Source organism: Neobacillus niacini (genome assembly GCF_023715785.1).
In the GTDB taxonomy this organism is placed as follows: domain Bacteria; phylum Bacillota; class Bacilli; order Bacillales; family Cytobacillaceae; genus Neobacillus; species Neobacillus niacini_E.
This window is the reverse complement of sequence record NZ_JAMBOX010000014.1, coordinates 47595-71800: the sequence shown is the minus strand read 5'-3', so window position 1 is coordinate 71800 and position 24206 is coordinate 47595. Positions and strand designations below refer to the sequence as shown.

General features: G+C 42.2%; 25 protein-coding genes. 21 read left to right on the top strand and 4 right to left on the bottom strand.

Annotated features, from left to right (window positions below; translation table 11 throughout):
- Positions 1-27: 27 nt before the first annotated feature.
- On the bottom strand, positions 28-1200 hold the full coding sequence (locus M3234_RS21465; protein ID WP_262306668.1) for a pyridoxal-phosphate-dependent aminotransferase family protein: 1173 nt from the start codon (positions 1198-1200) through the stop codon (positions 28-30).
- A 233-nt stretch (positions 1201-1433) separates the two neighbouring features.
- Between M3234_RS21465 and yknW the strand changes: the two genes are divergently transcribed.
- The 12 genes from yknW (at position 1434) to M3234_RS21405 (ending at position 14344) form a co-directional block, all read left to right on the top strand.
- Positions 1434-2099 carry a YknW family membrane protein gene (gene yknW, locus M3234_RS21460; RefSeq protein ID WP_262306667.1) on the top strand — a complete coding sequence of 222 codons (666 nt, stop codon included), beginning with the start codon at positions 1434-1436 and terminating at the stop codon, positions 2097-2099.
- A 110-nt stretch (positions 2100-2209) separates the two neighbouring features.
- The gene (locus M3234_RS21455) at positions 2210-3337 is read left to right on the top strand and encodes an efflux RND transporter periplasmic adaptor subunit (RefSeq protein ID WP_262306666.1); all 1128 of its coding nucleotides are present in this window, start codon (positions 2210-2212) and stop codon (positions 3335-3337) included.
- Entirely contained in the window at positions 3334-4026 is a 693-nt protein-coding gene (locus M3234_RS21450) for an ABC transporter ATP-binding protein (protein WP_262306665.1), read from the top strand. The genes M3234_RS21455 and M3234_RS21450 overlap by 4 nt, the downstream gene beginning before the upstream one ends.
- A complete protein-coding gene (locus M3234_RS21445) occupies positions 4023-5216 on the top strand; it encodes an ABC transporter permease (RefSeq protein ID WP_262306664.1) in 1194 nt (397 codons plus the stop codon). Before M3234_RS21450 ends, M3234_RS21445 begins: the two co-directional genes overlap by 4 nt.
- Positions 5217-5367: 151 nt before the next feature.
- The gene (trpB, locus tag M3234_RS21440; protein ID WP_396953979.1) at positions 5368-6534 is read left to right on the top strand and encodes a tryptophan synthase subunit beta; all 1167 of its coding nucleotides are present in this window, start codon (positions 5368-5370) and stop codon (positions 6532-6534) included.
- Between the two features lie 150 nt (positions 6535-6684).
- Positions 6685-8367, top strand: a complete 1683-nt coding sequence (locus M3234_RS21435) for an ABC1 kinase family protein (protein WP_262306662.1) — start codon at positions 6685-6687, stop codon at positions 8365-8367.
- 335 nt (positions 8368-8702) lie between these two features.
- On the top strand, positions 8703-10346 hold the full coding sequence (locus M3234_RS21430) for a long-chain-fatty-acid--CoA ligase (RefSeq protein WP_262306661.1): 1644 nt from the start codon (positions 8703-8705) through the stop codon (positions 10344-10346).
- Between the two features lie 327 nt (positions 10347-10673).
- Entirely contained in the window at positions 10674-11453 is a 780-nt protein-coding gene (locus tag M3234_RS21425) for an SDR family oxidoreductase (RefSeq protein WP_262306660.1), read from the top strand.
- 146 nt (positions 11454-11599) lie between these two features.
- A complete protein-coding gene (locus M3234_RS21420) occupies positions 11600-12040 on the top strand; it encodes a hypothetical protein (RefSeq protein ID WP_262306659.1) in 441 nt (146 codons plus the stop codon).
- Positions 12041-12065: 25 nt separating this feature from the next.
- Entirely contained in the window at positions 12066-12671 is a 606-nt protein-coding gene (locus tag M3234_RS21415; protein WP_262306658.1) for a hypothetical protein, read from the top strand.
- Between the two features lie 15 nt (positions 12672-12686).
- Positions 12687-13253 (top strand): PCRF domain-containing protein, encoded by a 567-nt coding sequence (locus tag M3234_RS21410; RefSeq protein ID WP_262306657.1) that lies wholly within the window; start codon positions 12687-12689, stop codon positions 13251-13253.
- 17 nt (positions 13254-13270) lie between these two features.
- Positions 13271-14344 carry an alpha/beta fold hydrolase gene (locus M3234_RS21405; protein WP_262306656.1) on the top strand — a complete coding sequence of 358 codons (1074 nt, stop codon included), beginning with the start codon at positions 13271-13273 and terminating at the stop codon, positions 14342-14344.
- Positions 14345-14421: 77 nt separating this feature from the next.
- Here the strand turns inward: M3234_RS21405 and M3234_RS21400 are convergent, their stop codons facing one another.
- Positions 14422-15201, bottom strand: coding sequence for an alpha/beta fold hydrolase (locus M3234_RS21400; RefSeq protein WP_262306655.1), 780 nt, complete (start codon positions 15199-15201; stop codon positions 14422-14424).
- 193 nt (positions 15202-15394) lie between these two features.
- On the opposite strand from M3234_RS21400, the gene M3234_RS21395 reads away from it, so the two are divergent.
- From M3234_RS21395 to M3234_RS21385, 3 genes are all read left to right on the top strand, one after another.
- Complete coding sequence (locus M3234_RS21395; protein WP_262306654.1) at positions 15395-15937, top strand: hypothetical protein; 543 nt, start codon at positions 15395-15397, stop codon at positions 15935-15937.
- Between the two features lie 106 nt (positions 15938-16043).
- Positions 16044-17186: a sensor histidine kinase gene (locus tag M3234_RS21390; protein ID WP_262306653.1), complete on the top strand. Its 1143-nt coding sequence runs from the start codon at positions 16044-16046 to the stop codon at positions 17184-17186.
- Positions 17179-17778 carry a response regulator transcription factor gene (locus M3234_RS21385; protein ID WP_066317601.1) on the top strand — a complete coding sequence of 200 codons (600 nt, stop codon included), beginning with the start codon at positions 17179-17181 and terminating at the stop codon, positions 17776-17778. The genes M3234_RS21390 and M3234_RS21385 overlap by 8 nt, the downstream gene beginning before the upstream one ends.
- Positions 17779-17862: 84 nt before the next feature.
- Here the strand turns inward: M3234_RS21385 and M3234_RS21380 are convergent, their stop codons facing one another.
- Positions 17863-18705, bottom strand: coding sequence for an alpha/beta fold hydrolase (locus M3234_RS21380; protein ID WP_262306652.1), 843 nt, complete (start codon positions 18703-18705; stop codon positions 17863-17865).
- 222 nt (positions 18706-18927) lie between these two features.
- On the opposite strand from M3234_RS21380, the gene M3234_RS21375 reads away from it, so the two are divergent.
- The 5 genes from M3234_RS21375 to M3234_RS21355 all read left to right on the top strand — a co-directional run bounded on the left by M3234_RS21375 (position 18928) and on the right by M3234_RS21355 (position 22807).
- Positions 18928-19842 (top strand): ABC transporter ATP-binding protein, encoded by a 915-nt coding sequence (locus M3234_RS21375; RefSeq protein ID WP_262306651.1) that lies wholly within the window; start codon positions 18928-18930, stop codon positions 19840-19842.
- Positions 19835-20680 carry an ABC transporter permease subunit gene (locus M3234_RS21370; protein WP_262306650.1) on the top strand — a complete coding sequence of 282 codons (846 nt, stop codon included), beginning with the start codon at positions 19835-19837 and terminating at the stop codon, positions 20678-20680. Before M3234_RS21375 ends, M3234_RS21370 begins: the two co-directional genes overlap by 8 nt.
- A gap of 159 nt (positions 20681-20839) precedes the next feature.
- Positions 20840-21034, top strand: a complete 195-nt coding sequence (locus M3234_RS21365; protein WP_262306649.1) for an IDEAL domain-containing protein — start codon at positions 20840-20842, stop codon at positions 21032-21034.
- A gap of 160 nt (positions 21035-21194) precedes the next feature.
- On the top strand, positions 21195-21977 hold the full coding sequence (locus tag M3234_RS21360; RefSeq protein WP_262306648.1) for a nucleotidyltransferase domain-containing protein: 783 nt from the start codon (positions 21195-21197) through the stop codon (positions 21975-21977).
- Positions 21978-22198: 221 nt separating this feature from the next.
- Positions 22199-22807, top strand: coding sequence for a hypothetical protein (locus tag M3234_RS21355; RefSeq protein WP_262306647.1), 609 nt, complete (start codon positions 22199-22201; stop codon positions 22805-22807).
- Between the two features lie 32 nt (positions 22808-22839).
- Here the strand turns inward: M3234_RS21355 and M3234_RS21350 are convergent, their stop codons facing one another.
- Positions 22840-23478, bottom strand: coding sequence for a YitT family protein (locus M3234_RS21350; protein ID WP_396953976.1), 639 nt, complete (start codon positions 23476-23478; stop codon positions 22840-22842).
- Positions 23479-23726: 248 nt separating this feature from the next.
- Between M3234_RS21350 and M3234_RS21345 the strand changes: the two genes are divergently transcribed.
- A complete protein-coding gene (locus M3234_RS21345) occupies positions 23727-24179 on the top strand; it encodes a CoxG family protein (RefSeq protein ID WP_262306645.1) in 453 nt (150 codons plus the stop codon).
- Positions 24180-24206 lie beyond the last annotated feature (27 nt).

Sequence of the window (24206 nt, the reverse complement as noted above, 5' to 3'; positions counted from 1 at the left end):
AATTTAATCCCCCCCTTTGTATACCATTTATTTAATTTCAAGTGGGGACAGGCATTGTCTTAGGCTTTTGACTGCCTGTTCCGGATTTACGGAGAAGCCCATCTCATTCATCGTTTCCCCGATTAGCACAATCGCTTTTTCCAGCATGTCCTCAGTCGTATTCCCCATATGTCCGATTCGGAATGCCTTTCCGGCCAAGTGGGCGAGTGCCCCGGCAACAATCAAGCCTTTTTCTGCCAGCGCGGCACGGAAGGCGGCATCGTTAAATCCCTCCGGATATAGGATACAGCTTAATGTTGCGGCTGCTGCATTCTCTTCTGCCAATGCTTTCATACCGTATTCGGAGAGGGCAGCTCTTACTGCCTTGCCATATAGTTTATGGCGAAGGTATCGCATTCCCAGCCCTTCCGCAAGCACCAATTTCATTCCTTCATCATAGGCGTAAATCAGGTTGACCGGCGGTGTGGCAAAATACTTGCCAGGGTCGTTCATAATCGGAATCCAATTATATATATCGCAATAATAAGCGGGTACCCGCTCAATTTGCTCCCTGGCGGCCAAAGCTGTCTGATTAAAGGCAACAATTGCCAGACCAGGCGGTACACCAATGGCTTTTTGCGAACCGGTTAATACCACATCAATTTTATATTCAGGCTGCCCATAAGCTTTGCTCATATCTTCTTCCATTGCGGCCGTAGCACAAACGCCGTCAAGAATGACCAATGCCCCATGTTTTTTAATGATTGGCACCAGGGTATCCAAATCGGCAGCAACACCGGTTGAAGTATCGGCATGGGTAATGGTCACTGCTTTGAAGTTTCCATTGGCAAGTTTTTCCTCAACATCAGAAGGTTCTACCTGTTTGCCCCATTCCGATTGCAAAACCTCAACCTCGATACCGAATGCTTTCCCTAAATGAATAAACCTGTCTCCGAAATACCCCTGGCTAATGACGAGTAGTTTTTCAGAAGCTGCGACCGTATTTACAAGTGCCATCTCCATCGCCAATGTCCCTGATCCGGAAATAACAAATACTTCTCCATCTGTTTTTAGCATTTCTCTTGTTTGTGCAATGGCATTTTTGTAAATCGTGACAAATCTTGGGTCAGTGTGACCTCTAGTTTCCTGACCAAGCGCATCATAAATGGAATCGACTACAGGTGTCGGCCCAGGTATGAGCAGCATCTCTTGGATACGCATTTTTTAGTCCTCCTATATTTCTGCTAATTCATTAGATAATAAATCCTACCTTATGTATATATTTCGATATTGGAAGAAAATATCCTCTTACTTTTTAAAACTCAAAGTTTTTAAAAATAATAATGGTAAACATACGGCGAAACTAAAGCGTAGGAAAAGTGAAACTTTTCTCAAACTTTATCGTATAATCATATTGTAAAGTTTTACATAAATGGAATCAGGGGGTTTTTACTATGGAAATGCAAACAGAGATCAAGAAAGAACATCCCAGTTTGATAGGGATGTTTACGAGTCCTGGTGAACAGTTCGAGAGAATTAAGCAAAATCCAAAAATTTGGCTGCCGCTGACAATTATCTGCATTATTTTCGGTGTCGGAATGGCATTAATGGCGTTATCGATGGATGTGACAACTTTAATTGATCAGGGCATTCCGGAAGATCAGGCCGAATTAATTTTAGGCATTACTAGAATTACAGTTGCGGTTACGGGCATAGTCTCACCGATCATCAGTGTTCTGGTCAGCAGTGCCATTTATTTGTTGATTGCCAAGATTGCCAATTCATCTGTTTCATTCAAGCAATTATTTTCGTTGAATACATTTATCATGTTTGTCGGGGCCATTGGTTTGATTCTTAATATGGCCATCCGCTATGGTATTGGCGGCAACCCGGAAATATATGTAACAAGTCTGGCGGGAGTATTGAATCTTGATAAACCGGGTGTCCTCGGATCGATTGAGGTTTTTGGCATCTGGACAACTGTTTTAACTGCGCTGGGGCTCCATAAAACAGCTGGTTTTTCAAAAGGTTTGGCATGGACAGTTGCGATTATTTTCTTTCTTATCACAATCGGTTTTGCTTTAATCGGTACTGCATTACAATCAGCGCCGCAGCTATAAGCTGACGAACTCAAATTTTGCCGCTGTAGCCCAACTGAGGCAAACGAAAGGAGAATAGGGTCAGGCTCCAGAAGTCGTCATTTTGATGGCCTGGTTTCCTGACGTCCCATATGAAAAAGAAAACATGGATTATAATAGGTGTTGCCAGCTTACTTGTCCTCATGATTTCTATTAGTGTTTATCGGCAGGCTTTTGCCAAAGGACCCACTGTCAAAACTGCTCAGCTTGCCGAGGAGGAAATTTCTTCGCTTCTGATGGTGCCGGGAACGGTAAAACTGGAAGAGGAACAGCTCGTCTATGCTTCTCCGGAAAAAGGAGAATTGCAGGAACTGCTGGTCGAGGAAGGGCAAACGGTCGAGAAAGATACTGTCATTGCCAAACTGCAAAATCCCCAGCTTGAATTGGAAGTCGAACAAAATAAAATTGCCATTGAAACAGCAAATCTCAAAATTTCCCAGCTTGATAAACAAACCAAACAATTAAAGGACAAGGAAAAAACGCTGATTGACCAAGTGGGGAAGGACGAAGCAAAAAAACAGCTGGATCCCGAATTTGAACGAATTGAAATGGAAAAGAAACTGGCCAATCTGGACCTGAAGCAGGCCAATCTGCAAAAGGATATAATATCAAAACGGAAAAGTGATTTGGAGATTAAGAGCACAATTGACGGTGTCGTGTTAACTGCAAAAAAACCGCCAGTATCCATGGCGGCTGGGGCCGGAGCTGAACCTATTATACATATAGGAAAGCTGGACAGTATGACCGCTTCAGGACTTCTATCAGAATATGACACATTAAAGGTTGCGGGCGGACAAAAGGTTATCATTCGTTCCGATGCTGTCCCAAACCAGGAATGGCAGGGTGAAATTACCAAGATTGCCGTTTTGCCGCAAACGAGCCAGGCCGGAATGGCAAATGGCAGCCAAGCTGTCCAATACCCGGTCAATGTTAAAATCTCTGGCGACTTAAAAGCATTAAAACCAGGCTTTCAGGTTCTGATGGAAATCGAGACGGAAAAAAAGACCGCCGAAGTTCTGCCAATCGAGGCCATCCATGATGATGGCGATGACCCATATGTGTTCTTGGTTAAGGATGGAAAAGCAAAAAAACAGCAGGTCAAAACCGGGCTCACTTCAGGGGAAAAACTGGAAATTGTTGAAGGGGTCTCCAAAAAAGACCGGATTATCGTAAAGGGACCCGACAAATTGCGAGACGGGATGGAAGTGACAACCAAATGATCCGCCTTGAATCCATCACTAAATCCTTTTTGGTTGGAAAAGAATCGATCGATATCTTGAACAATATCAGCTTGATCATTGAGGAGGGCGAGTTTGTCGCCATTATGGGTCCCTCCGGTTCCGGTAAGTCCACATTAATGAATATCATCGGCTGTCTGGATAAGCCGACTTCCGGGCAATATTTCCTAGGCGGCGAAGATGTATCGAATTATAACGATAAAGAGCTGGCTCGGGTACGAAATCAGTCGATTGGCTTTGTGTTTCAGCAATTCCATCTGCTACCACGGCTGACAGCCATGAAAAATGTGGAACTGCCGATGATATATGCCGGAATCTCAAAGTCGGAACGGCAGTCCCGGGCTGAAGACGCGTTAAGAAAAATGGGCCTTGAAGATCGGATGGATCATCTTCCGAACGCCTTGTCCGGTGGACAGAAGCAGCGGGTGGCGATTGCCCGCTCGATTGTTAACAGGCCAAAGCTGATTTTGGCGGACGAGCCAACCGGAGCTCTTGATACTAAAACAAGCATGGCAATTATGGAGCAATTTCGCGAACTGAATCAAGAAGGAGTAACGGTGGTCGTTGTTACGCATGAGCCCGAGGTGGCAGAATATGCAAACCGGACGATTCTAGTCAGAGACGGAATGATTCAGGTTTCGGCTGCTGCGGAAAGGGGGCAGCGGACATGAGTTTTATGGAAAATATGCTGATGGCGTTAAGCTCTCTAAAAGCCCATAAACTGCGGAGCATTTTGACTATGCTCGGGATTATTATTGGCGTAGGAGCCGTAATCATTGTCGTGGCGATCGGTCAGGGCGGGGAAGCGATGTTGAAATCGCAAATTACTGGACCGGGAAACACCATCGAGATGTTTTACCAGCCATCTGATGAGGAGATTCGCGCAAACCCCAATATATTTCAACAGGCTCCGTTTAAGCAGGAGGATATTCGGGCATTAGAACAGCTGCCGGAAGTAAAACAAGTCGTCGCATCCAGTACGACCTTATCGGCAGTCCGTTATCAGCAGGATACAGCCGATGTTTCCTCAACTGGAATTAATCAAGCCTATCTTAAATTGAACCAATTAAAGGTTGAGAAAGGGCGAAATTTATCGACTGCCGATTTTCTTGGCGGGAGACGAGTCGCTCTAATCAGTAACAAGTTGCAGGAAGAGCTTTTCAAGGGGAAAAATCCCATCGGAAAGATTATCACATTGGCTAATCAACCAATTGAAGTAATTGGTGTTCTTGAGAAGCCGACAGGACTATTGGCTTTCGGGTCAATGGAAGTGTATCTCCCATTTCAAACATGGAAAATCATTTATGGAAGCAGTGATTTTACCCAGGTGACCATACAGGCGGACTCGGCAGAGCAGCTCCAGACGGCTGGGAAAAAGGCAGCTAAATTATTAAACAGGATGCATAATACGGAAAAATCCTATCAAGTTATCAATATGGAAGAAATCGCTCAAGGGGTGGGCCAAGTCACCCAAATTATGACCTTGATTATCGGAAGCATCGCCGGGATTTCCTTGTTTGTTGGTGGAATTGGCGTTATGAATATCATGCTTGTGTCAGTAACGGAACGGACGAGGGAAATCGGCATCCGCATGGCTCTTGGGGCAACAAGGGGGCAGGTATTAACCCAATTCCTGATAGAGTCGATGACATTAACCTTGATTGGCGGCATCTTGGGAATTTTCCTCGGATGGGGTACATCTGAAATTGTCAGCTTCTTTGCGGGCTGGCCATCCTTAGTGTCCTGGCAGGTTGTATTGGGTGGTGTGTTATTTTCAATGGTTATTGGGGTGGTTTTTGGAATTCTGCCGGCAAATAAGGCATCGAAACTCGACCCAATCGAATCTTTAAGATATGAATAATTTATACTGGAATCGAAAGTGTGCTCACTTTCGGTTCTTTTTATAAGGTACATACTGGCACACACCATAAAATGATGTTAAAATAAATCTGATTATTCAGGTAAATAACAAATTCTAAAACTAGTTTAGAAGGAGACGAGAAGAGATGAGTATGGAGAGGGCGAGTGTAGAAAGTAGAGGCTATTTTGGTGAGTTTGGCGGCAGCTTTGTTCCGGAGGAGCTGCAGCAGGTTTTGAATGAATTGGAAGCACAGTTTTTACGGTATAAGGATGATCCAGAATTTAACGAAGAATTTAAATATTACTTAAGGGAATACATTGGCCGAGAGAATCCGCTGACGTTTGCCGAACACTTAACAAAGAAAATCGGCGGGGCGAAAATCTATTTAAAGCGTGAAGACTTAAACCATACCGGGGCTCATAAAATCAATAATGCCATTGGCCAAATTTTATTGGCAAAACGAATGGGAGCCAAGAGGATTATCGCTGAAACTGGGGCTGGCCAGCACGGGGTAGCGACAGCAACGGCCTGCGCGATGTTCGGCATGGAGTGCGTCATTTATATGGGCAAGCTTGATACCGAACGCCAGGCGTTAAATGTTTTTCGCATGGAATTACTGGGGGCAAAAGTGGTGCCGGTCGCCAAGGGCCAAGGTAGATTAAAAGATGCTGTTGATGAGGCGCTCGGGGACCTTGTGCAAAACTATCAAAATACTTTTTATTTGCTAGGTTCGGCGGTGGGCCCTCATCCATACCCGACAATGGTAAAGTATTTCCAAGCGGTTATCAGTGAGGAATCGAAACGTCAGGTAGTAGAAAAAGAAGGGAAGCTGCCTACGGCGGTGATTGCCTGTGCTGGCGGCGGCAGCAATGCCATCGGTGCATTTGCCCATTATATTGCGGAAAAAGATGTCCGATTAATTGGCGTCGAACCTGCGGAAGCACCTACGTTAACGGAAGGAGTGCCAGCGGTCATCCATGGCTTTAAGTGTATTACGCTCATTGATGAAAATGGTGATCCTAAACCAACCTATTCTATTGCAGCTGGGTTGGATTATCCCGGCATCGGGCCGGAGCATAGCTTCTTAAAAGTGAGTGGAAGAGCGGAATATGTAACTGCAACCGGTCAAGAAGCGCTGGAGGCATTCCAAGTGTTGAGCAAAACCGAAGGGATTATTCCCGCCTTGGAAAGCTCACATGCCGTTGCCCACGCGATCAAACTGGCAAAAGAACTGTCTCCTGAAGATGTCCTGGTAGTAAACCTCTCCGGACGAGGCGACAAGGACGTTGAACAAGTATTTCATATGTTAAAAAAATAATTGTTTTTTCAAGGATGATCCGTTTAACGGATTATCCTTTCTTTATTTTAGTAGAATTTGAACATTTTGAGGAAATCTAAATATTTACTTGAAAGTACCAATAAAGCATGAGATGGTTTAATCAAATATGTGTAAATGGTAGTGATTGCGATGATTAGGAAAAAGGTCCGGCAGATTTCACGTTCCCGTGATATTGTTTATGCCTTTACTAGACATGGGTTTGGGTTTTTGGTAAAAGAAATGGGACTGCTTGACTTGTTGGCTGTTCCAAAAAAGCTTTTTGCCGAAGGCACAAGGAGCAGCGCGGGAAAGTCGACAGGTGAACGGGTCAGGCTATTCCTGGAAGAGCTTGGGCCAACTTTTGTGAAAATCGGCCAAATCGCCAGTACCAGACCTGATATAATTCCTCCTGATATCATTAAAGAGCTTGTAAAGCTTCAGGATCAGGTTCCGCCATTCTCCTTCGAGGAGGTGAAGGCAATCGTTGAACAAGAATTGGCAGACTCCCTGAAAAACACCTTTGCACAGTTCTCGGAAGAGCCGATTGCCGCAGCCTCTATCGGGCAAGTGCATGCCGCCACTTTGCATACAGGTGAAAAGGTAGCGATAAAAGTTCAGCGCCCGCAAGTTAAACAAGTGATGGAAACAGATTTGGAAATCCTACAGGAACTGGCAAGGGTAGCTGATGCAAGAATTGAATGGGCAAGGCGCTATCAGGTGCGCGAGATTATGGAGGAAATCGGTAATTCCTTACGACTGGAGCTGGATTATAAAATTGAAGCACGGAATTCAGAAAAGATTGCTAACCAATTTACTGCCAATCCGAAAGTGTTAATTCCAAAAATCCATTGGGAATATACGACCGAGAAAATGATTACGATGGAGTATATTGAAGGGATCAAGCTAAATGAAGAGGAGCGGCTGCATCAAGCAGGCTATAACATTAAAAACCTAGGGGAAACGGTAGTAAATGCGATATTTCAACAAATATTAATCGATGGGTTCTTCCATGGCGATCCCCATCCAGGCAATATCTTAGCTTTACCGGGGGAAGTGATCGCTTTTATGGATTTCGGAATAATCGGGCGGCTTAGCTCCGATATGAGAAATCATCTTGCTTCATTTGTGATCGCCTTGATGAACCGAAATACGGATGAAGTGGTCCGAGGGATTACCAATATGGGCCTGGTACCGGACGATGTCGACCGCAAACAGATGCGATCGGATGTCGACCATCTCCGTGAAAAATATAGTGATGTTCCGTTTAGTGAAATGAGCATGGGCAAGACGGTCAATGATTTATTTACTGTTGCCTTTCGGCATCGGATTCAGCTGCCAACTGATTTGACTATTCTCGGGAAAACACTCCTTACAATTGAAGGCGTCATCGAAAAGTTGGACCCGGATTTAAATATTGTTAAAATTGCCGAGCCATTTGGCCGTCAATTGCTGAAAGAGCGGTATCACCCTAAAAACATGGCTGAAAAAATGTGGAGTCAAGTCAATGAGTATGGCGATATATTAAACGACTTGCCAAAACAGGTAAAAGAGATGGCGGCAATCATGTCAAAGGGTAGGATAAAAATTGACCTTACCTCCCCGGAAATTGATTCATTTGTCAAGAAGTTAAACCGAATCAGTAACCGGATTTCTTTTAGCATGATTCTTCTTTCAATCAGTACTTTGTTGACTGGGGTTATCATCGGTACTTCAATATCAGGACAGACTTCAAAGCTCCTAACGGATTATTCGATTGTTGAATTAGGCTTCGGAATTATCATAACGTTATTTCTTTGGTTATTATTTTCTATTTTTAAATCAGGAAGATTTTGAAAACAGGTTAATAAAAAGCTGCCAAATCCGCTAGGATACGGCAGTTTTTTTGTTGTCAAAAAATGTTCACAAAATAATGTTAAAGTTTTGTGAATATTCAATAGAAAAAAGACAATATTCGACGTTCTTTTTAGGTTGACAAGTTAATATAAGGAACCAGAAATGCCGTAATTTAAGAAAACCAAGGATACTTGCGAAAATCCTGTCGAGATAAGTGCGTTTACAATTTTTCAATTCATATCAATAATTTAAACTGTATTATGCTTCACTAAGTATTTTTATTATTGAATTCTAACGTGAAGTATTGGTATGAAAACTATCTTTAAGGAGGATTTATGATGGATTATCAGCAAAAGCCTTGGTTAAAGTGGTATGACTCGAGAGTGGATGAGCATGTGAGTGTAAAGTATGAGTCGCTGTATGATTTCTTGGAGAATGCAGTAAACCGGTTCAAAACGAAACCAGCCTTTACGTTTTACGGAAAGGTCATTAGTTTTATTGAAACGAAAATGATTGTAGATCGTCTTGCGGCTGCATTACATAAAGAGGGACTGAAGAAGGGCGATCGGGTCGCAATTATGCTGCCAAATTGCCCGCAATACATGTTTACTTTATTTGCGATTTTTCGCTTGGGCGGGATCGCTGTCCAAGTGAATCCAATGTATGTGGAACGCGAAATCGAATTTGTTCTTGAGGATTCCGGTGCCAAGTTCATGGTTGTCCTCGAGGGCTTTTACTCGAAGGTGAAAAAAGCGCAATCCACTACCTCCTTAAAGAAAGTATTCGTTGTTAGTTTTGGTGGGGAAAGAATGGAGCTCGGCGAAGAGGATGTATACTTAGATGCAGCCCTTCAGGTCGAGGTCTCGTTCCCGGAGGTTGAAATCAATCCACATGAAGATGTTGCTGTCTTGCAATATACTGGCGGCACTACCGGTGTTCCAAAGGGGGTCATGCTGACCCATTATAATTTGTTGGCGAACTTTAACCAAGTTTGTGATTTTATTTATAATACATGGCATGAAATACCCGAATCCTTTAAAATGATCACGGTCCTCCCGATGTTTCATGTGTATGGTCTTTCAAGTGTTGCACTTTGTGGAATTCGGGAGGGTGCCAATCAGATTATCCTTCCTCGGTTTGATGTAAAGGAAGTCATGGAGACGATAAAGCGGGAGAAGCCATTAATTTTTGCCGGAGTTCCGACAATGTATTTTGCGTTGAACAGCCAGCCTGAAGCATTAAAAGAATGCCATTTTGAAGAAGTCTATTATACAGGCAGCGGTGGGGCGCCGTTACCTGTGGAGCAGGCGAAAATATTTGAAAAGATCACTGGCGCCATTCTAAGGGATGGGTATGGGCTTTCCGAGGCAGCGCCGACAGTTGCTTTTAATCCTCCGTTCTTGCCAAGGAAATATGGAAGTATTGGAATTCCAGTTCCGAGTACGGTGCTCAGAGTTGTTCGTGAAACGGAAGACGGTGAGTTTATTGATGTTCCGGTTGGCGATCAGGGTCAATTAATTGTCAAAGGCCCTCAAGTAATGAAGGGTTACTGGAATCGTCCGAGGGATACGGAAGAGGTGTTAAAGGATGGCTGGTTGTTTACAGGGGATATCGCGAAGATGGATGAAGATGGCTATTTCTATATCCTCGACCGCCAAAAGGATATGATCATCGCCAGTGGCTACAATGTTTATCCGCGCGAAGTTGAGGAAGTGCTCTATAAACTTAATGGTGTAGAAGAAGCCATTGTCGTTGGCGTGCCTGATTCCTATCGAGGCGAAACAGTAAAAGCGTTTATAAAGCTCAAAGCGGGCTTTACGCTTTCCCCTGAGGAAATTATTCAGTTTGGAAAGGATAACCTTGCGCCGTATAAGGCACCGAAGGAAGTAGAAATTCTTGCGGAGCTGCCAAAATCATCGGTTGGAAAATTGCTCAGACGGGTATTGCGCGATCAGGAACTCTCAAAAGTAAAGGCTTAATTATAGATTGAAAGATTAATTGGAGAAAGCTAGGGGTTAAAGGTCAAAAAAAGGGGAGTCTTATACAACGACCCGGTCAAAATTGGCCGGGCTGTTTTCTATCATGTCGATTTCAAGCAATTTTCTTCATTCGTTTTATTAATGGTTTGACAATGAAATGACAAAAAATAGGAAATTTTGTCGACAAGGTTAGGTTTACAAATCCAATATTACCCATAATAATTGAAATTATATTAATATTCTATTGTTTTATCACTATATAAACATGCGAGCGGGTCCAATGGAATTGGAGAGGTTCTTAATCCGCTTGATGAAGGAGAATTATTTATGAACTTACAGGACTTATTTAGTTTAAAAGGAAAGACAGCGATTGTTACCGGTGGTGGTAGGGGTTTGGGCCAGCAAATTGCCACAGCCTATGCCGAAGCGGGGGCTAATATCGTTATATGCTCAAGAAATCTTGATGCATGCCAAGCATTTGTAGATGCGCTCCGGAAAAGAGGAGTGCGAGCCTTGGCGTTTAAATGCGATGTGTCTAATCCCGAAGATATCCAATATGTTGTTGACGAAACGGTCAAGGAGCTTGGCGCCATTGATATTCTCGTCAATAACAGCGGAACTAGCTGGGGTGCACCTGCATTGGAAATGCCGGCAGACAAATGGGATAAGGTAATGGATATCAACCTAAAGGCAGTTTTCCTGTTCTCCCAGGCAGTTGGAAAAATCATGAAAGAACAACGCTCAGGCAAAATTATCAACATTGCCTCGATTGCAGGATTAGGTGGACAAGACCCATTAGTTATGGATGCTATCGGCTATACGGCAAGTAAGGGAGCTGTTATTGCTTTTACGAAGGATCTCGCGGTAAAGCTTGCTCCGTATAATGTTCATGTTAATGCGATTGCCCCAGGCTTTTTTCCTACTAAAATGGCAAAAGCGATTTTGGATTATTCCGGAAAAAAAATTCTCGAGCGAACACCAGCCGGCCGTTTTGGTTCCGATGACGATATGAAAGGTCCGGCACTATTTTTGGCATCAGCGGCCTCTGATTATGTTTACGGGCATGTTTTAGTTGTTGATGGCGGTACAACTGCAGGAGTACAATAGATAACTTTGAAAATATTTGCCATTTTTGAAAACTTTCTGAATTCCAGGGGTATTCCCTTGAAGGCTGCCAGTAATTATGTTTAGATAAACATACGAATGTAAATGTTTACACAAACATACCGACCGGTTAGTTAAGAGGGGTTTAAATGGAAAACAAGCATCAAGATTCAGCTGAATATTATAAATACCTGGAGGCGGAAACGAATAAACAAATCCAATCCCTTACTAATTGCCGTAATTTTACGCTAGCATTTGGCAGGGCATTAGAACTCCATTTAAAACAGGTTAAAGTTCACAAAAAATTAACAAACAGATGGTTAAAACGGTTGGACCTTCCTAATAAAGATGAAATAGCGGCTATTTCAGTAACATTAGTAGATTGTGAGGATCAACTGGATAGGCTGGATGAGACCGTTTATCTTATCAGCAAGGAGCATCATCATAATCTTGAGCAATTAAAAACGGTCACTCAATCTTCGAAAGAGTTGCTGGCAGTCTTGCAACAGGAAGTTAAAGACATACACAATAATAAATTAATGACGTTGGAAGAGGATTTGCTGGAATTAAAAAAATTATTTGAGACTTAAACAAAGCGGAGGAGGAACAGTGAACATGGCAGATACAAATGAAAGAGAACAAGAAACAACTGCTGAAGGGGTAAAGCAGCTTTCTAGCTTGGAACTTATGTGGAAGCTGGGTTTTGATGAATTGGATGGTTGGGCAGCACGATATAATAGGCGGGATGAATTATTTTTGGAAGCAGTAAAAAGCTACGTTGAGACGATTAAACGCAATCGGGAAAATATTAAAGGAATTACGGAGCAATTTGGTCAAGAGGTAAAAGCCTGGGAAAAAGCGGCCCGTGAGGAACTATTAGTAACGACAACGACACTGCAAAATTTTTTTCCTGCAAAATCGTACGAGGAACTTAATAAGGCAGTAGATGACATTCAAAAGAAAACTACCTCGCTGTTATTAACGCCATTCCGTTCGGTGGACAGTGTGCAGGCTTTGGACAAATATTTGGAAATGGTTGAAAAGTACATTGCTGTCAGGAAAGCAGGCAGAGAAAAATATATTGATAGTGTTAAAAAATCAACAAGCATATTTTATGAAAATCAAAAAGTGTTTGTCGACTTATTTTCAAACCAAGTTAAATCAGCACTTTTTCCATTCCAAAAATATATGAAAAATGCTGTGGATCCAGCCAATTCTTAAACGAGGTGACCAGGAATGTCAGATAATAAAACATATGACCCATATGAATCTTTTCATAAATTAAGTTTATTGTGGGAAAAGCAAATCAATGATTTTATCTTTCTTTGGACGAACAACAAAGAGTTTGTCAAAATGACTAATGCGGGTACGGAATTCCATTCCCGTTATTTAGAGACCTTGAAGAAGAATCAAGAGGCGCTTGCGAGTGTCCTTAATTTGCCGACAAAGAGTGATGTCACCAATGTTGCAAATCTGACAATCCAAACAGAAGAAAAAATAGAAGCCCTTGAGGAACAAATTTGGGAACTGCAAGACTCTGTTAAATCGCAAAGTAAAGAAATTGAAAGTGTCGTAGAAGTATCGAAGGAAATTATTAAATTGACGAAACAATTAAAAACGGAATTGGTTAAGACAAAAAAAGAACTGGCAGATACAAAGAGCCTGCATGCCGAGCTTCAAGAAATGAAATTTGAATTGCTGAAATTAAACAATTTCAAGGATGAATTTGATGATCTCAAAGGCCTAATTTCAAAAGAAAGGACAGTGGAGCCCGTGCTAACCGGGACAGGTTCGGCAAAGTAAATTGAGGGGAGGTGGCTATGGCAATGGCAACAGAAACACCAATTAAAAATCTGATACCTGAATCCGATTATGAAAAAGAAGCCAATCGATGGAATAATGTGTTAAAGGCTTTAACAGAACCGGAGCCGAAGATGGGGCACACACCAAGAGCGGAGGTGTGGCGGAAAAATAAATCAGTATTATGGCATTATCCGTCCAAACAAAGGAAATATGAGATTCCGTTATTTTTTGTATACTCGCTATTCAATAAACCATACATTCTTGACGTAGCCCCTAAAACAAGCGTTATTGAAGGGCTGACGAACATGGGCTATGAGGTGTACCTGCTGGATTGGGGGGCACCAGGCTATGAGGATAAAAAAATCGGTCTGGATACGTACATCGATAAATATCTTCGCACTGCTGTAAAACGGGCCATCCGCCATTCCGGAGTGAACGAAATTACCTTGGTTGGCTATTGCTTGGGTGGTACGATTGCCTCCATCTATGCTTCTATAGCGGACGAACCGATTAAAAATTTAATTGTTGCAACCGTACCAATTGATTTCCAGCCATTCATCGGACCGGATAAATGGGCCGAAGGTTTAAGACAAGGTGATATCAACATTGACCATTTTATTGATGTATATGGGAATATTCCGCCTAAAATGGTTGAAGGGATGTTCCGGGCCATCGGCGCTCCGGTTTATTTTTCCAACTATACGATGTTGCTGGCCAGAGCCCATGACCATCGGTATGTTGATAAATGGAGACGAATGAACAAGTGGACGCTGGATCAGGTTCCGTTTGCCGGTGAGGCCTATCGTCAGTTGGCAACAGAATTGTTTAAAGAAAACAAGCTTGTGAAAGGCGAATTGATTATTGGCAACAAAAAGGCTGATCTGAAAAACATTGAAGCAAATCTATTTGTCATATCAGGCTCGAGAGACAATTTAGTTTTAGAAGAACAAAGCAAGCCGATAATGGATTTGGTATCAAGTGAAGATAAGACCTATGTGGTCGTGGAAAGCGGGCATGTCGGTTTGGCATTGTCCGGCCTGTTTGCCAAGATTGTCGATCAATGGGCATCTAGCAGGTCCAATCAACTGTAGGCAAATTTAGGGGAATAAAGCTGGGTACAAGATCATATATAATATAGGGGAGTTTAGAGGAGGATAAATCCTCCCCCTTAACTTGCCGTTTTGTGCTTATTTAAAAAATCTCTAAGCACTTTATTGAAGGCATCCTTGGCCTCTAGCTTGGCAACATGTCCTGTATTCCTGAAGATGACAAACTCGGAATGGCGGATCAGTTTATGCATTGAATATTGCACCCAAACAGGGGTGACCGAATCATATTGGCCGCCAATAATCAGGGTCGGCACTGTAATCGCAGGAAGAAGGGCCAAATTATTGACTTTCAAGCATGCTTCCATCGATTGAAAATAATATTTCTGATTTGGCCTGTAAAATTGATGGAATTTTTTAAAGTTTTCTTCCGACCAAGAATAAAGACAAACCTTTGCGGCTGTTTCTTTCATTAACTCCGGAGCCTTATTGGCTGCACGGGCTTTACGATAAGCCAGGAATAGCTTTCCAAGGTATTTGGGGGCATAATGAAACGTACTTACCAGCAACAAGGAGCGGCACAATTTCGGGGCCTGGCGATAAATTTCCTGAGCGACCATGCCTCCCATGGAAAGTCCGCAAATGTGGGCGCTTTCAATTCCGAGTCCTTTTAACAGGGTAATGACATCATGGGCAAAGTTTTTAATCGTGATTTCGCCAGGTGAATGATAATCACCATGTCCGCGTAAATCAGGGATAATCAGGTCATACTGATCGGCTAATTCAAACTGGTTCGCCCAGCCCTCTTTGACTTCTCCAAGTCCATGAATTAACACTAAAGGTTCACCGGCCCCAAGACGCAAATAAGGAATTTCATAACAGCATTTGAATATCTGATTCAAACTTCATTCCTCCCAGTGATAATTTAATACCTTATCTTCCCATCATTTAGACTGTATAAACATATAAAAATATTCTGAGTACTTTATTATATAATCGAGGTTGACAGAATATTACATATAGGTGTAAATTACATATATAGACTAGCATCGATTGACTACATCATATCTACAAGTAATTAAAGGAGGAATAAAAATGGGTGCACCATCAAAGCAAGATGGACAGGCTGAAGTTCGGGAAAACCAATTCGTAGATACGCTTTGGAATCAATACGAACAATCGGTAGATCGTGCAAGACAGCTTCGTGAACAAAGGGAGGAAGCTTATCTGGATGCCGTTAAAGAAGTGGTGAAATTCAATCAAGAATTCAGATTTTCACTGGGCAACCTTTTTCAAACCTACAGAAAGACAAATAGTGAATTGGTAAAGGGTGTTTCCGGCAGACTCAGTAAAAATGGAGAGGCAAAACAGGTTGTCAGCCCAGAAGTTAAGGAGCAGTTGGGTGAGGTTTCTGAGCGTTTTGAGCAGTTGGCTGCAGCTCCAATTGCCGCAGGACTAGATTTAATTGCCCGTTTGGAAAACAATTTTATCGAAGGCAGCGAGAATTATATTAAAGTTTCTAGAGAGCGTCGCCAAGGATGGCAGCAGGTTACTGACGAATATGTAAAGCTGGCAAGAGAAAGCAACCAAAAGTTGGTAAATCGTGTTGAAGACAGCTTTAAAGTTTTAGTAAAATAATTTATGAAAAAACTCCATTGTCCATCAGGGCTTTGGGGTTTTTCTTTTAGGTGAATTTTAGATATGATATAGGGTAAGGATTAAAGTGAAAAAAGAGGGCCCAAACATGATTAAAAGATATTTGACATTCCAAAAAAATAATGGGATTGCCCCCTACATTTGGACAATTCTTTGTATCTTGCCGTTTTACTTTATCTTTCAGGCTCCGAGTACCGCTCAGATTGTGGTGGGAATTTTACTCACGCTAACGTTTTTTATCCTTTATCGAATTGCCTTTATTTCAAAAGGCTGGCTTGTATACTTCTGGACGCTGATCTTGATCGGGATATCGATTACGGCGACAAGCCTGTTCAGCTATGTTTATTTTGCGTTTTTCCTTGCTTACTTTCTCGGTAATATAAAAGACCGGATTGCCTTTTTCACCCTGTATTTTATTCATTTATTAAGTACCACCATCTCGATTAACTACAGCATTGTCATGCATGAGAGATTATTTCTGCAGCAATTGCCGTTTGTTGTGATTACTTGGGTCAGTGTGATTTTGCTCCCATTTAGCATTCATAATCGGAAAGAACGGGGCCAGCTTGAGGAGAAACTGGAAGATGCCAACAAACGGATTGCCGAACTGGTAAAAATTGAGGAGCGGCAGCGGATTGCCCGTGACCTCCATGATACACTAGGGCAGAAGCTCTCCCTCATCGGCTTAAAATCCGATTTAGCCAGAAGGTTAATTACTAAAGACCCCGAGCAGGCCCGGAGTGAGCTTAAGGATGTCCAGCAAACTGCCCGGACGGCTTTAAGCGAGGTCAGAAAAATGGTCTCCTCAATGCGGGGAATCCGCTTGAAGGACGAAATCGAGCGGGTAAAAGAAATGCTTAGAGCGGCCCAAATTAGCTTGGTGTGCGAGGGAGAATTTTCACCGGCAAATGTCTCGCCGTTTACTGAAAATATGTTAAGCATGTGTCTAAAGGAAGCGGTCAATAATGTAGTTAAACATAGCGGTGCGAAATCATGTCTTATATCCATTGGGCAATCAAACGGGGAGATTCTTCTGGCAATTAAGGATGATGGTGTTTTTAAGGGGACCCCGGGTCGCTTGGCAGGGGGCCATGGATTAGTCGGTATTAAAGAACGGCTTGAATTTATAAATGGAAGTTTGGACTTGGATACCAAGAATGGAACGGAATTAATCATTAAAGTGCCGAACGTATTAACACCTCGACAGGAAAGAGGGATTGGAAATGATTAAGATTGTCATTGCCGAGGATCAAAAAATGCTCCTAGGTGCATTTGGTTCCTTGCTAAATTTGGAAGATGATATGGAAGTGGTCGGCAAGGCAGCGAATGGGGAAGAAGCTGTTGCCCTTGTAAGAAGCCTGAAACCTGATGTCTGCATTATGGACATCGAGATGCCAGGAAAAAGCGGGCTCGAGGCAGCTGAAGAGTTAAAGGGCTCAGACTGCAAGGTGATTATATTAACCACATTTGCCCGTTCCGGTTACTTTCAACGGGCCTTAAAGGCAGGCGTGAGCGGTTATTTGTTAAAGGACAGTCCAAGTGAGGAACTGGCAGGCTCAATCAGGAGTGTTATGGCAGGCAGGCGCATCTATGCACCGGAACTGATGGATGATGTTTATGCGGAGGAGAATCCGCTGACAGACCGGGAACGGGAAGTGCTTGAGCTGGTGGCAGACGGTAAAAACACGAAGGAAATCGCCGAGGAGCTCCGCATTAAAACGGGCACAGTCCGGAACTATATATCCATCATCCTCGATAAACTGGAGGTTAAAAACCGCATTGAAGCGATTACCCAGTCAAAAGAAAAAGGATGGTTTAAATAGGGTGCTTCTGGCCCAATAAATTAGGATGTCCGTAATGTATGGACATCCTTTATCATAGTCTTAAACATGTTATAAGGGGAGAAATTAATTTGGTACAGCTTGAAATTTCCCCAAAAAACCTTTTATATATTGGAAGACCTCATCCGGCCGCTCTTCTGGAAGGGCATGGCCAGTTTCTTTTAAAATAACAAGTTCAGAGTTGACCAAGTCATTTTTTAATTTTTCACCAATCTGGAGCGGAACTGATTTATCATGATCCCCCCAAATCAACAGGCACGGTGTTTCAATTTTTTTAATAACATCAGCTGGCAGATCACCCTCACGGTCACGAATCATCCTGGTAAGCGCGACAAAGATTTCATCCTGCAAGAACGGCTGAAGGTAGCCGCGGATCATTTCATCATTAATAATCGAGTGGTTATATAATGCTGCTTGGAGATTTTTTTCCACACCTGTTCTGGCAAAGTAGTATTTTACAAACCGGTGAAAATAGGGAAGGTAGCTTGTCAAAATCAACGGCAGCTTAGCACGCTTCAGATAAGCCGAACTACAGAGCAGAATCGCCTTATCCGCGAGCTCTTGACGCAGGTTAAGAATATTTAAGACAATTTGCCCTCCCATCGAATGCCCGACAAAAATGATGTTGCTTAACCCAAGGGTCTCGATTAGTTCAATGACGGTTTGGGCCAAGTTCTTATAGGAATACACATAACGGCTGCATTTTGCACTTTTTCCAAATGGGGGCAGATCAACAGACAAAACCTGGTATTCCTTTTTTAGCAACGAGATTAAATGACGAAAAGTAAAGGTGGATGAAAGAAATCCATGCAGCAGGACGAAGGTTTTGTCTGCTGTTTGATTAGAATAAAATTCATAATAAACATCAATGTTATTTACCGCCTTATATTCAGCGAGTACATCAGCCATTAATCCTTCCTCCTAATAATTAAGTAAATAGATGAAATTATTGTTCCCCAAAACTTGGACAATACAACCGCAAATAATAGGTTACGAAATGAACTTTTCTTGATGCAATTAAAAATTTTTTGAAAAATTATGCTGAATTTCCAAGAAATCTGATAATATTAAACTAAAATGGAGAATATTGGCGAAAGTCTGCCTAAAGAGATAAAGTTGGGGGGAATATTGGTGGGGTTGGATATTGTAGAGGCGTTAGGTGTAGAAAAGGAGTTCGCCGGACGGCCAATTTTACGGGATGTGTCATTTACCATTCGCGAGGGGAGCATAAATGGTCTGCTCGGTCCGAATGGGGCCGGCAAGACAACCATGATAAGGCTCCTTAACGGGGTGATTGACGCCACGAGCGGCACGATGAAGGTCATGGATTATGATCCAAAAACCCATGGCGATGAAATTAGAAAAAGAGCGGGAATTGTGACGGAAAGTGCCGCACTCTACCATGATATGAGTGCATGGGACAACCTCGTGTTTTTTTCTAGGGTTTATAATGCATATGACCCAAAGCGAATTCGGCAGTTGCTCCAACAATTTGAAATGCTTGATAAAAAGGACCAATTGGTCGGGACGTTTTCTACCGGGATGAAAAAGCGGATTACTTTAGCTAAGGCATTGCTGCATAAGCCGCGGCTTCTGTTTCTGGATGAACCGACGAACGGCTTGGACCCTGAGGGAATCAATGATGTAATCCATTATTTAAAACAGGTGAATGAAGAAGAAAAGGTAACCATTGTCATTTGTTCTCATGTGCTTCACCAGCTTGAAACGATTTGCGATTCGTTCCTGTTTTTGAATGGAGGACGCATTATCGAAAAGGGGACCAGGAGTGAGCTGGAGGACAAATATTTGTCTGAAATTAAGCTGATGGTTGAAACAGGCCTGCAGCCTGCTGATTCGAGGAATTTTCTCGGGTATCCATACATAAGGGTAAGTCCCACACAGCTTGAGTTCACATTGGCTGCAAAAGAGGAGATTACTAGGCTGCTTCAGGGGATTCTGAATGAATCGTGGGTTCATTCCTGCGAAATCACCAACAGAAGTCTGGAAGCCCTTTACTTTAAGATACGAGGTGAGAGCCATGAATAAGCAGATTATCTCCGCCATAGCCAGGAAGGACTTAAAAGCGACGTTTTCATCCAAAAAGGTGTGGGTGCCCATGATTATTTTGCCATTATTACTGTGTATTATATTCCCCGCCGTCTTTTCATACTTCGGTCTTCATACCGGAATCATGATTGCGGATGGGGCGAAGGATTTGGAGAAACCAATAAATGCTTTTATCGAAAGCTTTCCTAACTCTGATATGAGGGATACATTAGTGGCATTGCCGACGCTCGGTTTGAAATCTGTTTATTATTTTTTGAACTTTATGATGATCCCGTTTTTCTTGATAGTGGCAATCATCAATTCGATGGTCACTTCGTCTAACAGCTTTGCTGGAGAAAAAGAAAGAAACACATTGGAAACATTGTTGTTTGCCCCAATTTCGGTAGCGGAATTATTTGTCGGCAAGGTAATTGCTTCACTCATCCCATCTGTAGTGATTACCTTTGCTGCCTTTGTGCTTAATGCGGTGATTGTGAATATCATTGCCTACCCGTATTTTAAAGAAGTACTATTTATCAATGCCAACTGGCTGATATTAATGTTTTGGGTAATCCCGACTCTTGTATTGTTCAACATTGTCCTGAATGTATTGGTTTCGGCAAGAGTGAAATCCTTTCAGGAAGCCCAGCAGTTCGGCGGTTTGATGGTACTGCCAGTTGTCGGCATCATCGTCAGCCAGGCAAGCGGATTTTTCTTCCTAAGCCCATTAGTATTGCTGCTGATTGGCGCCGGATTCTTAATCGGTAACGCGTTCCTGTTAAAACTCATCACCAAATTCAATCAACGAAACGCCTTATTTGAAAGCCAGATTCACTGATGTAAGGAATGGGTGTCCACCACAGAAGGACAAATGTCCGCGAGTGGTGCCTGACACCCTTTTTTATTTACAAAATTTTTTTAATATTTCCAGAATAAAGTGTTTGAATTTTTAGAAAACTAATCGTATAATAATAAAAAGCTTAAGGAGTTGATTTCCATGGAGAGAAAATTACTAAATTCACCACAACATTCGGATGAAAACACTGATTCTGTTATTGCTGAGATGTTCTTGAACAATGCCCTTCTTGAATTTAAAAGGGAGAAAATCCGCGAGGAAATCGACCAAACATTACTAGATGGGAACAAGGAACTGTTCCTTAAATTAACAGAGCAGCTCAAGAAGATCAGCTAATTCATTATCAACTGACGGTCATTGGTATTAGAAGCCCTATCCATATCGGATGGGGCTTCTTGGCCTTTAGGAAACTTTTGGCTGTTAATGCTTTTGGTGTTCTTAGGTCATTTCCATTATTATTGAATAAATCTTGTTGCGTTTTATTAGGAGTGATTAAATGAGAGTAAAAATTTTGGACGAGCTAAAACGAATAGAGACGGAGTATGAGGTGAAAATTTGCTATGCCGTCGAGTCCGGGAGCAGGGCGTGGGGATTTCCCTCGAAGGACAGCGACTATGATGTCCGCTTCCTTTATGTACATAAGCCGGAGTGGTATTTATCGATTGATCAAAAACGTGATGTCATTGAGCTGCCGATTAACGATTTGCTGGATATAAACGGCTGGGAATTGCGGAAGGCGCTCAGGTTGTTTAAAAAGTCTAATCCGCCGTTGATGGAATGGCTGCACTCCGGTATTGTGTATTACCAAGCCTATTCATTGACCGACAAAATGTCGGCAATCCAAAATAATGTATTTTTGCCCCAATCCGCATTGTATCATTATTTAAATATGGCAAAAAGGAACTATCGTGATTACCTGCAGGCCGAATATGTGAAAATTAAAAAATACTTTTATGTCCTGCGCCCGATTCTCGCCTGCAACTGGATCGAAAAACATAACTCGTTTCCGCCTATTGAGTTTCGTGCATTAGTGGAGGATCTCTTTGAGGAAGGGCAGCTAAAGCAGGAAACTCTTACCTTGTTGGAACGGAAAATGAAAGGAGACGAACTAAATCTCGAGCCCAAAATCACGGTGATCAATGACTTCTTGGAACAGGAAATCATCCGCATTGAAAACTACACCAAGACCCTTTCAGTAGAAAAACAGGACATCACTCCACTCTTGGATGAACTATTCCGGGAGTCGTTAACCGAAATATGGGGGTTAATAATTTCTTGAAAAGGCAATTCGCGAGTCACTATTTAAAATAGTGGCTTTTTATATAAAAAGGAAAATGACAGTTTGACAGCGAAATTATATACTACATTACATTATATATACAACTGATTGAAATATCAGACTTGAGACTTAGAGTAATTTCGTTCCCGGGATTGTTTGATAGTGGCAGGAAAAAATATAAGCTTTACTTAAAGGAGAAGATGGAAATAGGGGGAGCCGTCATGACTAGGAAGGTATATATACTTCTTACCGATACTCGATCGATTTTAACAAGATTAATAAAATTATATACAAAAAAGCCGCTAAATCATGCATCAATTGTCCTGGACGATCATTTCAGTAAAGTCTATAGCTTTGGCAGAATAAAACCGCGAAATCCGTTTTTTGGTGGGTTTGTCCAGGAGAATATCCGCAGTGGTTTGTTTCGCGATGCAGATTGTGCCATTTTTTGTTGCACGTTAACGGAACAACAATTCCTTCAGCTCAAAGATAAAATTCAAAAGATGGAAGAAAATAAACATGCTTACAAATATAACTTTATCGGTTTGTTCGCAGTCATGCTGAACAGAGAGTACAATCGAAAGAACGCCTTCTTTTGCTCGCATTTTGTCGCTGCATTATTACAGGAATCGGGGGTCCCTATTTCAGAACAAAAGCCGCTATCGCTAATTACACCATATGATATTAAGGAATCACCCTCACTGGAATTGCTCTTCGAAGGAAAATTATCATCCTATGTGTGTGGGAAGCAAACGATACAGGAAAAGCCGCAGTCTGTGCCGAGAAGAATTTACACCAAGATTATACTAGAACGAATGAAAGCTATATAACTAAAAACTCGCCAAAGTTGGCGAGTTTTTAATTATAAATAAATCCCTTCCCTTGTTTGAGTATGTTTTTTCTCCAAAGTTTCTACCAAATTCTTAATTATTGTTAAAGAACGCTGGAAAACAGGGCTTTGGATAAATGTGTACACAAAAGTGGCGATAAACACTGGTCCGCCTAACAAAAATCCAACAACAAGCACCAAGCTTTCAACGATCATCCGAGCTTGGCTGACGGACAATCTCGTTCGGTCTGAAATCGAAAGCATAAAGCCATCGCGTGGCCCTGCACCGATTCCTGCAGCCACATACATTCCGCCGCCAATCCCCGTAACTACAATACCGGAAAGGAGAATCATGTAATCCACCCATGTGTTGGTCGCTTTCGGCAGGATGTCGAGCCACAGGAAAAAGTCCATAATTGGCCCGATGCTGATCGCATTTAAAAAAGTTCCGATATTGATATATTTCCGGGCAGTAAAAAAGGAAATGATAATTAAAACCAGTCCGCAAACTACCCCCCAGGTTCCGATGGTTAGACCAAAATGCTGAAATAGGGCAACATTTAGCACTTCCCACGGATGGAGCCCAAGGAATTTCACGTTTACCGCAATGGCATTACCCAAGCCAAACAACGTTAATCCGGCAAAAAATAAACAGTAGCGAAATATTTTCAATCTAGTTACCCCCAAGAGACTGCTGAACTTTCAGAGTATTGAATCCATTCTCCTATCTTAAAATACGAATCTGGGAAAAACAATGGTTAAATATATGTATGATTCCTCCATCAAAAGACTGAGGCAAAAATTTACAAGAGGGAATCAAAAAACGATTCTTCTACAAACTTGCTTTTCATCATATACCTTTTACAAAAGACCTTCACTGCCTTGAGGGTCTTTTACTTTGAAAAGGAGAGAGGGAAGCTATGCCAAGTGGAATACACCAAGTAGAGCTGGACTTACCCATTGATGTAATCTGGCGGTTTGTGAAGGATATGGACAATTGGGCGCCGCTCGTGCCGAATTATATCCAACATGAAAAGTTATCCGAGAGCCAATCCTCATGGGAGTTTAAGACCGACATCGGCATCTTAAAAAAGAAAATTAGTTTACTTATTGATATAGTCGAGTGGAGAGAGCCCACTAAAGTTAGTTTTACTCTAACGGGAAAAAGTGAAAGATATTCTGGAGAAGGCTTTTTTGAGGCAAAGCCCTTGAATACAAACAAAACAAGATTGACCGGCTTCCTTGACGTAAATGTTCATGGAAAAATGGCAGCGCCTCTGAATTCTAAACTGGAAACACAGCTTCCCGAATCAGTAAAAGAAATGGCCAACGCGATTTCTTTGAAGCTGGAGGAGCTTGTCGGAAACAAATGACAAAAAGTCAACATAGCTGCGTCCCTG